This window comes from Nonomuraea antimicrobica (assembly GCF_039536965.1).
Taxonomy (GTDB): Bacteria; Actinomycetota; Actinomycetes; order Streptosporangiales; family Streptosporangiaceae; genus Nonomuraea; species Nonomuraea antimicrobica.
Genome location: NZ_BAAAZP010000212.1, coordinates 14,853 through 28,732, shown reverse-complemented (window position 1 = coordinate 28,732; position 13,880 = coordinate 14,853). Strand labels below are relative to the sequence as shown.

At 68.0% G+C, this 13,880-nt stretch carries 15 protein-coding genes and 1 pseudogene; 10 read left to right on the top strand and 6 right to left on the bottom strand.

Features of this window, described 5'->3' with window-relative positions; all coding sequences use genetic code 11:
* Positions 1-16: 16 nt before the first annotated feature.
* The 7 genes and pseudogenes from ABD844_RS45905 to ABD844_RS45880 all read left to right on the top strand — a co-directional run bounded on the left by ABD844_RS45905 (position 17) and on the right by ABD844_RS45880 (position 3,831).
* Positions 17-415 carry a hypothetical protein gene (locus ABD844_RS45905; RefSeq protein ID WP_344893836.1) on the top strand — a complete coding sequence of 133 codons (399 nt, stop codon included), beginning with the start codon at positions 17-19 and terminating at the stop codon, positions 413-415.
* A gap of 128 nt (positions 416-543) precedes the next feature.
* Entirely contained in the window at positions 544-909 is a 366-nt protein-coding gene (locus ABD844_RS45900) for a hypothetical protein (protein WP_344893833.1), read from the top strand.
* Between the two features lie 51 nt (positions 910-960).
* A complete protein-coding gene (locus tag ABD844_RS45895; protein WP_344893831.1) occupies positions 961-1,137 on the top strand; it encodes a hypothetical protein in 177 nt (58 codons plus the stop codon).
* Positions 1,138-1,469: 332 nt separating this feature from the next.
* Positions 1,470-2,012: an SMI1/KNR4 family protein gene (locus ABD844_RS45890; RefSeq protein WP_344893828.1), complete on the top strand. Its 543-nt coding sequence runs from the start codon at positions 1,470-1,472 to the stop codon at positions 2,010-2,012.
* A 426-nt stretch (positions 2,013-2,438) separates the two neighbouring features.
* Positions 2,439-2,489 (top strand): annotated as a pseudogene (locus ABD844_RS53490) (hypothetical protein); the annotation flags it as partial.
* A 179-nt stretch (positions 2,490-2,668) separates the two neighbouring features.
* Positions 2,669-3,370 carry a coiled-coil domain-containing protein gene (locus tag ABD844_RS45885; protein WP_344893825.1) on the top strand — a complete coding sequence of 234 codons (702 nt, stop codon included), beginning with the start codon at positions 2,669-2,671 and terminating at the stop codon, positions 3,368-3,370.
* Positions 3,371-3,423: 53 nt separating this feature from the next.
* Complete coding sequence (locus tag ABD844_RS45880; RefSeq protein ID WP_344893822.1) at positions 3,424-3,831, top strand: hypothetical protein; 408 nt, start codon at positions 3,424-3,426, stop codon at positions 3,829-3,831.
* 279 nt (positions 3,832-4,110) lie between these two features.
* Here the strand turns inward: ABD844_RS45880 and ABD844_RS45875 are convergent, their stop codons facing one another.
* Positions 4,111-4,524, bottom strand: coding sequence for a ketosteroid isomerase family protein (locus tag ABD844_RS45875; protein WP_344893819.1), 414 nt, complete (start codon positions 4,522-4,524; stop codon positions 4,111-4,113).
* 650 nt (positions 4,525-5,174) lie between these two features.
* On the opposite strand from ABD844_RS45875, the gene ABD844_RS45870 reads away from it, so the two are divergent.
* A complete protein-coding gene (locus tag ABD844_RS45870) occupies positions 5,175-5,324 on the top strand; it encodes a hypothetical protein (protein WP_344893816.1) in 150 nt (49 codons plus the stop codon).
* A gap of 58 nt (positions 5,325-5,382) precedes the next feature.
* On the opposite strand, the gene ABD844_RS45865 is transcribed toward ABD844_RS45870, so the two are convergent.
* Positions 5,383-5,676: a hypothetical protein gene (locus tag ABD844_RS45865; RefSeq protein ID WP_344893813.1), complete on the bottom strand. Its 294-nt coding sequence runs from the start codon at positions 5,674-5,676 to the stop codon at positions 5,383-5,385.
* 452 nt (positions 5,677-6,128) lie between these two features.
* On the opposite strand from ABD844_RS45865, the gene ABD844_RS45860 reads away from it, so the two are divergent.
* Entirely contained in the window at positions 6,129-6,827 is a 699-nt protein-coding gene (locus tag ABD844_RS45860; protein WP_344893810.1) for a LysR substrate-binding domain-containing protein, read from the top strand.
* Positions 6,828-7,375: 548 nt separating this feature from the next.
* Here the strand turns inward: ABD844_RS45860 and ABD844_RS45855 are convergent.
* Complete coding sequence (locus ABD844_RS45855; RefSeq protein WP_344893807.1) at positions 7,376-9,481, bottom strand: prolyl oligopeptidase family serine peptidase; 2,106 nt, start codon at positions 9,479-9,481, stop codon at positions 7,376-7,378.
* Positions 9,482-10,271: 790 nt separating this feature from the next.
* On the opposite strand from ABD844_RS45855, the gene ABD844_RS45850 reads away from it, so the two are divergent.
* The gene (locus ABD844_RS45850) at positions 10,272-11,825 is read left to right on the top strand and encodes a serine/threonine-protein kinase (RefSeq protein ID WP_344893805.1); all 1,554 of its coding nucleotides are present in this window, start codon (positions 10,272-10,274) and stop codon (positions 11,823-11,825) included.
* 528 nt (positions 11,826-12,353) lie between these two features.
* Here the strand turns inward: ABD844_RS45850 and ABD844_RS45845 are convergent.
* From ABD844_RS45845 to ABD844_RS45835, 3 genes are all read right to left on the bottom strand, one after another.
* A complete protein-coding gene (locus ABD844_RS45845; RefSeq protein WP_344893803.1) occupies positions 12,354-12,878 on the bottom strand; it encodes a hypothetical protein in 525 nt (174 codons plus the stop codon).
* Positions 12,879-13,048: 170 nt separating this feature from the next.
* A complete protein-coding gene (locus ABD844_RS45840) occupies positions 13,049-13,207 on the bottom strand; it encodes a hypothetical protein (protein ID WP_344893800.1) in 159 nt (52 codons plus the stop codon).
* Positions 13,204-13,719: a hypothetical protein gene (locus ABD844_RS45835; RefSeq protein WP_344893797.1), complete on the bottom strand. Its 516-nt coding sequence runs from the start codon at positions 13,717-13,719 to the stop codon at positions 13,204-13,206. Before ABD844_RS45835 ends, ABD844_RS45840 begins: the two co-directional genes overlap by 4 nt.
* Positions 13,720-13,880 lie beyond the last annotated feature (161 nt).

The window sequence follows — 13,880 nt, the reverse complement described above, 5'->3', positions numbered from 1 at the left end:
AAGATAGGATACCTCCATGGCCGCCACGACTAGCGCGAAGATCTGCCGGGCGACGATTTTTCTGGCAGGGACCCTTTCCTTGGCCAGTTGTGGCGGCCCGGAATGGCAACCTATTAATTGGGCGACGCTGTCGGCGGATGGCCGAACGCTCACGGTGGAACTGACATTCTCAAGGCCGGCCGACGCAGTGCAATGTGAGCGTGTGACAAATACGGAAGTAGAAGAGTCGCCTTCCCGCGTGGTCATCGGTGTTCAGTTGGAGGCGAACTGTCCTGCGCCAGCAGCGAACACCCTTATGAAGGGGTACGCGCGTCAGGTGAGCCTCAAGCTTCAGCAGCCACTTGGTGCACGTATCGTTGTGGATAGTGCGCGCCACCAGAGAGTTGAAATAAATAGGCCGCAACGCAACTCATGAAGCAACAAACAGCCTCTTCATCTTCCCGGATTTTAATGCTTCCGGCTGTGGCGAATGCTTTAACTGGAATAGCCGGATGGATGCCCGCGCCACCAAAAGATCCCATGACGAGGGGCCAATGTCAGCTCGTGCTGGCGAGGCTGATCGAGACCCACGAGTGCGACCGCCACATCCGCGCCGCCCGCCTGCGCTACCGCCGCCGCCGTGAGCTGCTGCTCGCCCGGCTCGGCCCTGGGCCCGGCCAGCCGCTGCCCGGGGTCGCCCTGCCCGGGGTGGCCGCGGGGCTGCGCGCGCTTCTTCTGCTTCCCGATGGGGGTCCCGCGGAAGTGGAGCTGCTGGCCGAGTTCGAGCGCAGAGGCATCGCGCTGCGCGCCGCCTCTCCGCTCTGGCGCGGCGACGGCCCCGGCGGCCTGCTCATTGGGTACGCTGCCGCGTCCGAACGCGCCTACCCGCACGACCTCGAAGCCCTGGTCCGAGCACTCGCCGGAACCTGACGGCGGCCCCGTACCTTGTCGATGTGAGCGCAGGAACGGCAAAGGAGGGACATGGGCCGACACTACCGGAAGAGCATCGAGGTGGGCCTGTTCCGGATCAACCTGCCACGTCGTGGGTGGACCGTGATCCACGCACTCGTCGGCCTCCACCTCGACGCCGGTGTCCACAGCCGGCCAGGCGGCAAGGCCGCGTGGGGCCCACCCGCCCACGCCGCGCTGCGGATCTAGAGACCGGTGAAGGAGTGCCCTCGGATACACCGGTAGGAGCCGTCATCCTGGGGTTGGCCGTAGTCCTGGCCGTGGATGGGCACGCAGTGGGGCAGACCGCGACCGAGGGCCGGCGAGCCGGGGGGGGCGTCCTCAACGGGCGCCGGGCGCAGGGCCGCGAGTGCCTCGGCGACGGCGTGTTGAGCGGACCTACCTCGCCGCACGAGCCGCGAACCTTCAGCGGGAAACTACTGCTCCCCCAGCGGAGTCGGCGTTCATAGCGCCGAAGCAGCCGGTGCCGTGGTTCCCTGCGTCGGATGGAATGTCAGCGCCGACGGATAAGATCAACTGCCATGAGTACCCAGTACGAATGGTCTGGCCTCTTCTCAGTGAAGGGCCTGGTGGCCCAGAATCCGGACCGCTCACCATCTGATTCGGGCCACGGCCTCCGTCCCCCAGCCAGTGAGTCAGAAGTTGGCCAACTTGAAGACCGGCTGGGCACGAGCCTGCCGCCGAGTTATCGGCAGTTCCTCTTGTTCGCCAACGGTTGGGGCGACGAAGAGTTCGGCTACCCCCTACTGCCGGCCGCGAAAGTCGGCTGGCTCCGTGACCTTGAGCCCGAAGTCGTTGAGGTGTGGTCGTCCCCTCAAGGCGCGAAGCCTTGGAGCGTGCCTGATGAGCTCTACTTCGTCTACGGAGCGGAGCAGGACTGCATCAATCTGAGAGGGGAGTATGTGCCCGACACCCTTCTGGTCGGGTACGGGGACGATGGAGAATACCTCCTCAATCCCCACGTCAAGACCTCTGACAGCGAGTGGGAGGCATGGTTTCTCGCGCCTTGGCTGCCGGGCGCCGATCGTCACAGGTCCTTCTGGGACCTGATGAAGACTCAGTAGCGTCAGCCCCAACGCCGACGGCTCGGACGGCGTGATCAGCTGAGGAATGCCGCGCCTCTGACATAGGTGCGCTGCCCCAGTAGACGACCAGGTGATGGGCATCGGAGGGCTGGTCGTGCCGGACACGCCGCGCGACTTGCTGTTCATCTTGGACGCCATCCACAACCTCGACAGCGGACCCAAGCCCGAGACGGTGGTCACCGACACCGCCAGCTATGTTGTTACATGGACACCTCTCGTCCCACAGGCTCCACTGGACACATGACCTGACCAGTTCGTCAGCCGAGTGGGACCCGGGTTGCGGAGGTGTCGGTGCGGGTCCGAAAACAGCGTTTGGAGAGCGGTACGCGTGTCGAACTGCTCGATGCGGCGGGCGAACCGGTTGAGATCGTCTCAGAATTCCTGCAGTTCCTCCTCGACAGGGCGATGGAACACGACACGCCGTCGTTGTTGTTCCATCAGGCCGCGGAGTTCTTGAGCAGCGCGAAGGTCGAGCGGCCGGGTGTCGTCACCTTGATGGAGATGGTCGGGACGGCCCGCAAGGGGGCCACGGCGTTAACGTCGGAGCGGGTCGCGCCGCTGCTGACGGATCGGATGCGCCGAGATCTGGACGGGCTGCTGGTGGTCGAGACCGAGCTGGGGACCACCCGGTTGACGTGGCTGACGACGCTGGGGGTGGCTCGTCCAGCTGGTCCACCGCCGACTGCGCCACCAAAGCGAGCAGGATCGGGAACGACTTGCAGCAGGTGGCCGAGGCCGAGGCGCGCGCCGAGCAGGCAGTCGACGAGCTCGCCCGGCTGCGGGTGGAGCTGGAGGCCGAGACGCGGACCCTCCAGGAGGCCGCCGCCGTCGAGGTACGGGCCGCCCGCGATGACCGGGACGAGGCTGTGGCCGCCGCCGAGCAGCGGGCGACCGCCCAGGTGCAGGCCGCACGGGAGGAGGCCGCCGCCGAGGTCGAGCGCGTTCGGACCGCGAGCGCGGCCGTCGTGGCGCAGGCCGAGCGGGAGCGGGAGGAGGCCCGCGCCGTACTGGAACGGATGCGCGCCGAAGCAGCCGAGCAGGTGGCCGACGCCCGCCAGCGCGTGACGCGAGCCGAGCAGTCAGCCGACGACGCCCGCGCCGAGTTGGAGCGGGAGCGCGCCGAAGCCGACACCCGCCGCCAGGAGATCGCCCAGGCCCACACCGCGCAGGTGGAGGCGATCACGGGCCGGGCCGTGCGCGCCGAACAGCAGGTCGACCAGGAGCGCAGTGAGCGCGCCGCGTTGGCGAGCCGGGCCGAGCGGCTGCAGACCGAGCTTGACGCCGTTCGCGCCGAGCTCGCCAAGCCCGCCCCGAAGCCTTCCCGTTCCAAGCAGTGAAGGAGGGCGGGCCGGACACCCCGCCCGAGGCCACCTGCGAAGAGAGGACGAACATGGACACCTGGTTGTGGCCACTGCCCGGGATCGCGCTCGCGTTCCTGCTGGCCGTGCTGGTCAGGCACGGTCTATGGCGGCGGAGCTACCGGCACCAGGCGCAGGAAACGGCCGTGGTCGAGGCGGAGCAGATCTTGCGCTGGGAGGCGGAGGGGCACCTGTACCGCCCCTACCGGATGACCTGGATCGTGGAGAACCCGCTCACCATCTACGGCGACACGACCCCCGGTTATTGGCCGCAGATCCAGGCCCGGGCCAAGCGCGATTCGCGCGGCAGTCGGCCGGGGATGCCGCCGTCGCCTCGCCCGTGCTACCGCGTGCAAGTGGCGGTGGTCGACCCGGGCGGGGGCGGGGTGACCGAGTGGACCTGGGAACACGGCGAGCTGGTCGACGAGCAGCGCAGGTAAACCGCCGGTACGGCAAGCACTGACCTGGCCTGGCCGTACAGGCCGGACGACGGAGAGTGGAGGCTGTACCGCCTGCAGTAGAGGGTGAGCGTGGAAGAGCCCGGGGCCGGGGAGGCTCCGGACTCTTGTGCGTCTGGGGCAGGTTGGGATGCAGACCAAGTACCGGTGAAAAGGGGCAGTCCCCTGGTCGGCCCGGAACTCCCAGAGCTTCAGCGGATCCAACCGCGTGGCCCTGAGGGGGAACTGAACTCACCAGGAGTAGAATTCAGGCAACAACTATCAATCATCAAGTATGAAATCAACCATATTGATGATGGCATAGCCGATGTAGTACGCGCCGCCATCCTTCATGAGCACGAACGTGTCGGCGAAGTTTAGCGACAGTTCACCACTTGGAATGAACTCCCCTTGCACCACAACGAGTAGGGAGCCGTTTGCCATGGGCAGCACGTCGATGGGCAGGTCGATGTCGTGCTTGATGCCCTTGTCGCTCCAGGACTGGATGACCTGGAGCTTCTGTACGATGCTGCGCACGCCTACGGCCGGGTCGCCTGAACCGTCGATCCTGTTTTCTGTATAGATCAGAACCGAGCTCTCCCGGTACATGCTCCCGATATCTTTGAAATTTGTATCGAACGTTGAGTAATAGGACTCGATGAACTGTGTGGCTTCGGATGCATAGTCTTCGCCCACGGTCTTCCTTTCAATTGAGCCTCAGTTGGACCTTCATACCTGGAGGCTGGAGAGTTCTGGCAGCACAGCCGGCTGGACGTCACCCCGCCCCCTTGCGATGATAACGATCATCCTTCGACACTCTCACCCCCTTTGCGATGGAATGGAAGGCACTCCGGCCAAGGGGGTGGGCGCAGCCAGCCAGGTTGAGCGGCGGCTCGCTTGACGACGCCACGCTCGCGGCCTTCATGGACGAGAACGGGAAATACCTGTGAGCCGCCGCCGTGATGAAATGGGCTGGACCCGCGCCGAGACCGACGTCGCAGCAGTGATGATCTGGCTGCGCAGCAACCACGGCCGCGAGGTCACCTACGCCGACATCGCCGCCGGCGTCGGCATCAAGGACGGCGCCCGCCTGCGGCGGCCGTCAAGATCGCCCGCGTGGTCGCGGCCAACCGGGGCGATCGCCTGGAAAATTCCTGCCATCACAAAGCCCCGCCGGCGCCGGGTCTTCGTCACCCGCTACATGCGCTCCGGGCACGGCGACGAGTTCAGCGCCCGCGACGCCATGTCGGCCGCACGAGCGGCGATGACGTCGGTCAAGGGCATGCACCGCAATCGTCACCTTCGAGGCCGCCAACCCCCACTCGATCGCGCGCCAGGAGTTCGGCATGATGGCCAAGGCCGCCGACGAGTGCATCACCAAGGTCGCCGGCATCGAGGTGGTCGGCCCGCAGGCGGTCCGGCGCGAGAACACCAGCCTGCTCACCCAGATGATCGCCGACCTCGAAGCGCGGCTCACCGAGCCGGCGACAGGCTGATTGGGTGCAGCACCCCCCGCATCGGCCGTCAGTGGGCGCAGTGCTGCCAGTGCGTCGCTCAGGGCCCGGCCGACGGATCGCCGTCCGGGCCTTGAGCTGCGCAGTGCGTCGTGAGGGCGTCAGGCTGTCCTGGTGTCGGGCACAGTGCCGGGTGCGCCGTCCGACCACAAATTTTCCGAGCCGTCGAAGTGGTCGGGCGCGCCGTCAAGGAATCCTCTTTGACGACGTCATTGGGGAAAAATTTGCCGACGACGGCACGGACGTGAATCAAGACGGTGTTGTTCTCGTCTTCAGTCAGGAAGCGCAGGGGCGGGGGAAGCGGGACCGGCGTGGGGGTCTGGTTCTCGGTCATGTGATCACCCTGGCATAGGGGCGTTGCCCCCTCACCACGGCCGCTTCGCGGACGGCGCCCTTCCCCGGTTTCCTGCGTCGAACCTCGCTGGGCTGCCGCAAGCGGGGGCTCAAAAACACAGCTCGATGCACCCCCTGGGGATTCCGGGCCCATGCAGAAGGGGTGAACGGCGGACGCGCCGGCCGATGCCGCGCTGGCCGCCGCTGCCCGGGAACGCCGACCACCTCCTGGTGATCACCGCGCTTGCGGGGCAGGGCCGCGAACCTCGCGCTTATGGCTGCCCGGTTCAGCACCGCGCCTTACCTGCCTGACAAGATCATATCGCTCTGACCTGCGAGAAGAGGCAAAGACCCAAGATAACGATTGTCACTGGTGGGTTCGTTGGATTCTCCGCCGTTGCTGTCCGACCAGTTCACCGATAGGCCTGTGGCTGGCCGACCTCAGCCCTGCCGATGGCGGATCTGGGGCCGAACACCGTCGTCACCAGGTGTTCGGAGCCGGGATCAACGACCGCGAGCGGCTGTGTTATCGCAGGTAACGGGAAGGTTCGTTGGATTTTCGGCCAGGACTACGGGCACCCCGACGTCGAGGCGGCCGTCGCCGCCCTCACCTCCGGGGCGATCGACGCGTCCTTCCGCGCCGTCGCCATGCCCGGCCGGCCCCTCCCCGCGGAAATCGAGTCCGTCCGGGTCCTCGACGAGCCGCTCCAGCTCCTCACCGGGCCCGCTCACGCGCTGGCCGACGCCCGGTCGGTGACGATCGCTCAGCTCGCCGGGCACCGGATCTGGATGCCCGGCATCGTCCCCGGCACCGAATGGGCCGCCTACTACGACGACCTCGTCGCCGAGTTCGGCCTCACCATCGAGGCAACCGGCCCCAACTTCGGCTCCGACGCCCTCCTCGACACCATCGCCGACACCCCGGCCCTGGCCACCTTCATGGGCGAACACACCCGCCTGGTCTGGCCCACCGACCACGGCCTGCGCCGCATCCCGGTGACCGACCCCATCCCCGTCTACCCGCACTCCCTCCTGTTGCACCACCCCAACCCTCACCCAGCACTGGCCGCCCTCCGCGCCCACTTCATCGCCACACCAGCCAGCCACGACGCCGCCGAGACCTGGGCACCCGCCTGGGTGATTCCACGCTGAAACGCCGCCACGTCCGTGATCATCGCGGCCGGCCACCCTCATCCCATGCCTGGCGATCATCCTTCTGCTCTCCGCCGCCACGACGACCTGACACGGCCCGCCCCACCCGCGCACACCCGACGGGCAGCCGACCGCGCTACGCGGCTCATCTCAGACACCATGAGGTCCAGGCCTACCCGGCGGCTGGGGCACGTTCGGGAGCGGAAGGCCGCTCCCTCGGCATCTACAGTCCAGCCCAGCACCGAAGCCGTCGCCGCCGCGCTCGCCGAACACGACCCAGGCCGCCGACGCCACTGACCGGCCGCAACTCGCTGAGGAGAGCGCTCGATGCCCCGACCGACACCGCACTGGTCCGTCTGCTCCTGCTGCGCGGTGCACCGGACCCGTCGATGCCAGCCGCGACCGGGTCGGGGGCGGGCACGAGGTACTCAGCGACGGCACGGCGGCACCATGCGGTCACTTCGGGGGCGTCACCCGCAGGCCGGGATCGAGCGGCCCGCCGGACGACAGCGACGCGACATGACGAAGGGCCCGCTGCTCAGTCGTGCTCATCGTGACGCCTCGAAAGCGTGCAACAGGAAGGCCAGCACATCAGCGAGCAGGGCATGTTCCTGCTCTCGGGTCGAGCCGGCGCCGTGACCGCCGTGCTCCTCAACACGCAGCAGTACCGGCCGGCCGGAGGCGCTGGCCGCCTGCAGGCGGGCGGCCAGCTTCGCCGGCTGCCACGGCGGCACCCGCGCGTCGCGCCGCCCGGTGGTCAGCAGCACCGCCGGGTACGGCACGCTGTCCTCGACCCGCAGGTAGGCATCAGCGATCAGCAGACCGCGCAGGCCATCCTCAGTGGTGACGCTGCCGAACTCCGGCACGTGGATCGGCCCGTTCTCGCTGAACTCGGTCCGTGTGGCGTTGACCGTCGGCACCTGCATCGCCATGGCAGCCCACAGCTCCGGCCGGCGCACCAGCGCGCCGCCAGTGGGGATGCCGCCGGCGCTGACGCCCTCGCCCGCCAGCCGTCCCTGCCGGGTGTAGCCCAGGGCGATGAGGTGCTCGGCGCAGTCGATGAAGTCCGTGATGGTGGCCTCCTTGCGCAGGCCACGCCCGGCCTCGTGCCACTCCCGGCCATAGGCGCCGCCACCGCGCAGGTGCGCCACGGCGTAGACGCCGCCGCGTTCGTACCAGGCGAGCATCTCGGGACGGAACTCAGGCAGCTCGGACATGCCATGGGAGCCATAGCCGGTGAGCAGGACCGGGTTGTCGCCATCCAGCTCCAGGTCCTTGTGGTGGATGACGGTGAGCGGGATCTGTGTTCCGTCCCTCGCGGGCACATGCAGGGTGCGGGCGTGCACGTCGCCGAAGTCGACCGGTGAGCGCGGCGCCAGCCCGGTGTCCTCGAGGGTTTCGCCGTCGTAGCGGTAGAGCCGCGGCGCGTCTGTCCAACCGGCCGCCAGCAGCAGGGCCTCGGGCCGTTCCGGGTGGGTGGTCAACTCCCAGATGGCGCCCTCTACCGGCAGCGGGAGGTCGGTGGGCTCGCCGCCGGACAGGGGCGCATGCCGTACCCGATGGACGCCACCGTCGAGATCGCGCACCAGCAGCCGGTCGCCGACGACCCGCACCGCCTCCACCACGCGCTCACCCGCGGGCACGACCACCCGGGCTCGAGACAGATCCGGTACGGCAAACGGAACGGCCAGCACGTGGGAGCGGGGCGCGTCCCGATGGGAGACCAGATAAAGGGTGTCGTGGCTGGTGGCGAAGGCGGTCACACCGTCCGCCACGCCCGCTACCTTCCGCCACGGGCAGGTGGCCGGATCGGCGAGCGCGGCTCGTGGCGCCACGTACAGCGAGCAATCGCTCAACTGCTCGCTGGTCCAGGGGCCGAGTGCGCCGCGGGAGACGATCGCCAGCATCCACTCACCGCGCGGCGGCACCACAAGGAAGGGCCGATCCTGCGGGGTCAGCTCGACGTGGGGGTTGAGCCCGCGCGCCAGCACCACCTCATCCCGCGCCGGGTCGGTGCCCAGCCGGTGCAGGAAGGAACGGCTGTCCAGGCGGCGCTCCTCCGGCGGAGCGCCCGCCGGAGGAGCCACGAAGCGGTGGAAGACGAACGACCGGCCGTCCTCCAGCCAGCTCAGGAAGGCAAAGCGCGTCGTTGGCGGGATCGTCTCCAGGATGGCACCGGAACCGGCGTCGATGACCTGGATCGTGCTCTCCTCCGACCCGGACGGGAAGACGGCGCAGGCGATGTGACGGCCGTCGGGGGAGGGCACGTACCAGGCGATGGCGTGTTGCGCCTCGCCGGGCACGGTGTCCGGGTCGAACAGGACCCTGCTCGCTCCCTCGGGGTCACGCACCATCAGCACGGGTACGCTGGCGCCCGGTTCGCGCGCCAGGTAGAAGATCCTGTCGCCCGCCGGCGTGAAGTCCGAGTACTGCGGGAGCGCGCCGCCCAGCTCGCGGATCCGGGTCAGCAGCTCCTCCTGGCGGGGCAGGGTGTCCAGCTGCTCGCGGGCATGGCTGGCCTGGCCGTCGAGCCAGCGGTGGAACTCCTCGCCGTCCGCCTCCATCCACCGGTAGGCATCGTCGAGCGTGATGCCGTGGTGAACGTCGCGCACCACGTCCACTCGGGCGATCGGGGGGCCGCTGATGTCGCTCATCCGCGTGATCATAATATCGGGGGCCGCAAAACGGCGCGGCGTGACACCGGGACCTACCAGGACACGTGAGACGGAACAGCAGACGATCTCGTGGCGCATCCCCCAGGACCCCGAGCGGCACCACCGATGCGTTGGCCTGGCGTTATCGCGTCAGGACGAGGAGCGGCAAGAGCGATCCCGGTGAACTACTGCAACGTGGTGCTCTGCTGAAATCATCATGACCATTCGGCCTTTGACCTGCGGGTGTTCACATAGCTGCAGCGGAGGATCGTCATTGGGGGTGCAGTGGCGAAGGATCCGGGATGGAAACGATCAACAATATGGGATCACTAGATCGAGGAAACAGCCCTTTGACCTGCACACTGAAACACTGTGAACAGTGGCTACTGAAATTTCGCTGACCGGTCCCACACGTCAGCGGACCGATGGTCTTCTTGGGTTCTTGACCTCTTCTCGCAGGTCAGGTCAGAGCGAGATGATCTTTTCCGGCAAGTAGGGCACGTTGGCCAGCCGTCATGGGCATGACGCAACGAGGGGCGCCCGGCAGTCGGGCCCAGCCCATCGTGATCATGAGTCACCCCGCGATAACCTGCTCAGGCAGGGAGTTTCGGGGCTGCTTCTCATCGTTGGTGATGCTTCGTTCAGCATGGCCAAGTCGCTGGTCCCGCTCCGCGGTCGGGGACGCGCCGGAGACGGAAGCTGATCCGGATCGGGTGGCCGTCTTGGCGAACAGCCCTGCCGTTTTGCGTGTTTCCGGGTACGCGCGTGTCGCTTTCGCGGGCGCGTCACGATGCCTGTCGCACCGGTTCGCCGGCGAAGGGACAGAGATGTTCGAAACGGGGGAGGCGTAGCAGTGCGAGACCAACTCCTCGGGGGCCGTTACAGGTTGGTGCGACAGCTCGACGAGGGCGGAATGGGACAGGTATGGGAGGCACGGGACGAGACGCTGGGCCGTTCCGTCGCGGTCAAGTTGATCTCCATGCTCGCGGGTGGCGGAAACCACGGCGACGATGCACGCACCAGGTTCCTACGCGAGGCTCGGATCACCGCCCAGCTGCAGCATTCCAACATCGTGACCATCCACGACTTCGGCGAAACCGGCACCGGGGACAACAGGGTCCCGTTTCTGGTGATGGAGCTGGTGCGGGGTGAGGGGGTGGACGCCAAGCTGCGCCGAGGCGCCGTCACCTTGCCGGACGCGGCTCGATGGGGCGCGCAGATATCTGACGCACTTGCTGAGGCGCACGACGCCGGAATCATGCACCGGGACATCAAGCCGTCCAACATCCTCATTACGCCTTCCGGCAATGTGAAGGTCCTCGATTTCGGAATCGCGCGGGCAGCCAGCCCCAATGCGACCGTAGACCAACTCACCCAGACCGGCTTCATCGTGGGCACACCCGCGTACATGGCCCCCGAACAAGCACGCGGCTTCCCAGAACCGCGCAGCGACCTGTACGCGCTCGGTTGCCTTCTCTTCGAGTTGATCACAGGCCAGTTACCCTTCCAGGCCCCCGATATCGTGGGCTACCTCTCGGCGCACCTCACCCAGCAACCGCCCGCCCCCAGTTCGGTGCGGGCGGGCATCCCGTCCCCCTGGGACAACCTCGTGCTCACCCTGCTGCGGAAGAACCCCAGCCAGCGGCACCCGAACGCCGCCAACCTTGCCCAGGCACTACGACAACTTGACCACATACCCAGGCCCGAATCCCCAGACGGCCGCACCCGACCCCTCACAGTGCCGGGCACGACCCCGTGCCCGCCCGCAGTCTCCGCGCCGCGGCCGCGCTCTCCCAAATCCTGGGACCGCGACTCCACCGACGAGACACCGTTCACCGTGGACGCCCTGCTGCCGCAGCGGTTCACCAACGACATGAGCATCGAGTTCGCGCGAATCGCCGAGGACACCCGCCTCTCCCGTGAAGCGGGCCCCAGCGACCTGGCCAAGGAACTCACGCGCCGTGACTGTACCGAAGTGGTCGTCGGTGTCTACGCGGAGCAGCCCGGTCCCCACGCCACGCCCGAGAACCCCGTCTACGTCTCCGTCCAGGTCTTCGCGTTCCCCGACGCGGCGACGGCCCGGGACGCGCACAATTACCTGGGCGGGGACGTGCGCTGGCGCCTCACCATCTGGAGCGCCCGCGACGGGGGCGGCCTCGCCCCCTGTCCCGACAAGGTCCACCGCAGCTACCGATGGCGGTGCAACTGGTTCTTCCACCGTTACGTGACCGTGGCGCTGGCCTACCGCGCCGACCTCACCAACGACGGCTCCATCCAGCCCTGGCTCGCTGCGGCCGCCCGCCGGGCCGCAGTCTCCGCCGGGCCGCAGAACCATCACGGTTAGGTGTTCCACGCCATCTGGCGGTCCGATACAGGTGAACTGCAGCACGGCGACGAATTGAGTATCGGTTCGACTACTTTTGGTTCGCTATGGGCGGGCGGGCTCTATTTTGCGGCATATGCCGGGGGTGGAGTTCCTGACCGATGACGAAGCGTCCGCGTACGGCCGATACGGGGAAGTGCCCTCGCGCGCGGACCTGGTTGCTCGGCGTAGCCGAATTCGGACAGCAGGCCTTCCTGGGAAGGGGCGATCACACGCGGGACCGGCCGTCCGGTCCGGAGGCCCGGTGGCCCGGTGGCTCGTACGACGCCGCCATCGCCTCGTTGTCGCGGCCGGAGGTCCAGTACGTCTCGTGACCTGGTCGCGGTCTCCACGATGTCGATCAACGGCGCCGGCCCGTCCGCTCCGGTCAGCGGTGTCCGCGGATCGACTTCGACCATCGGGCGACGGCGCCGGGCGGCGGCGATCGCCGAAACGCGTGCGTACGGAATGGTGACGGCTCGGCTGCCGGGGCGGGCGCCGCCACGAGCGTCAGTCCGAGACGAGCCGGAGGAGCGCGGTGCCCTCGGCGCCTGCCAGCACCTGCAGGACGACGGCCCCCTCCTGCCTGTCCGGCGGCTCGCTCGCGATCAGGCTGCACCCACTGCTGCTGCCGCCGGGAGTGAAGACGGCGAGGCAGCCCCAGCCGTCGCCGCTCGCCTCCCCGCTCGTCCTGCTGTCGCCTGAGGTCACCTTGTAGCCGACCTCGTTCCTGCCGACCTTGGTCAGGGACAGGGTCGCGGGACCGTCGGGGATCTCGAAGCGGATCGTCACGGGCCTGGACACCGCGATCTCGCAGTTGCCGTCGGTGCAGGCCGCCAGGTCGTCTCCGTCGGCCGCCGTCACCGCCGGGGACGGGGTGGGAGGCGCGAGAGACGGCCTCTGCGAGGAGGGCTCGGCGCTCGCGGTGCCATTGCCGGGATCGCCGCATCCGGTGACGGCCAGTGCGGTGAGCGCGGCCAGCACCACGCAGCCGACCGCACGTTGCGTACGCCCCGCCGGGGCCGGGTCTGGCATGGTGTTCAGCCCTTCGCGTCTCGTTCAGAGGTCCGGTGGCGAACCATACCCAGGCTGTAATCAACCATTCTGCTCCGGAAGGCTCAACGGTCACGGCCGCCGGGCGCTTAGGCGGCTGAACCTCGGACGGATGCGGGCGCGGTCGGTGAGGGTCTGGCCTGGCGATGCGGTCAGTGGGGGCCGGGTCTGGGGATGGGGATGCCGGCGGAGCGGAGCTTGTTCTCGACGAGCGCGATCCCCCGGGCCGCGGCCGATCCCTGCTCTTCGCCGTGGAGGGCGATCAGCTCGTACCGGGTCGCGGCATCGGTGCGGGCTCGCAGACCGGTCATGATCTCGAGCTGTGCGGGGTTGGCGAGCAAGTGGTCGGCCACGGCGGTGGCGAGCTCGGGGACGCGCGGGTCGTCCGATTCGTAGCCGAAGCTTGGGTGGCGGGCTTGATCAAGTCGACGAACCGGGGGTCTTCGAGGGCGTGCTCGACATCGGTGAGGTAGTCGTCGAAACCCTCTGGGACCAGGGCCCTGGCCGGCATCCAGCCCTCCCTGGCGGTCGCCACCGCGTCCGCGGGAAAGCCGAGGCCGGACATCCGCTCCAGCAGCGCCACGGCCCGGTCGGGCAGCAGTGCCCGGTCTCCGTCGGCGAGCCGGCGCAGCATGTCACGCCGCACGATCACTTCCTCGATCCGTTGGGTGAGCCGCCGCTCGACCTCGGCGAGCGCGGCGGAGAACAGCGGGGTGTCGGCGTCGAGCAAAGGCCCGATCTGGCCAGCGGCACCCCGGCGGCGGCCAGCCACCGCCAGCAGGCCGAACAAGCACCTCACCAACTGGTAGACAAGCGACAGCAACCCCCGCGATGGTCGCAGCCGCCACCCTGATCACGCAGCAAATCCCCGTTTCAGACACGAAACCGGGTTTCCGAGCGGGACACCGTCTACTGCCATGACCGGTATGTCGCCGACTTCAGCTGATCACTCAGCGCCACCACCGATTACGGGCCGGAGCCCAG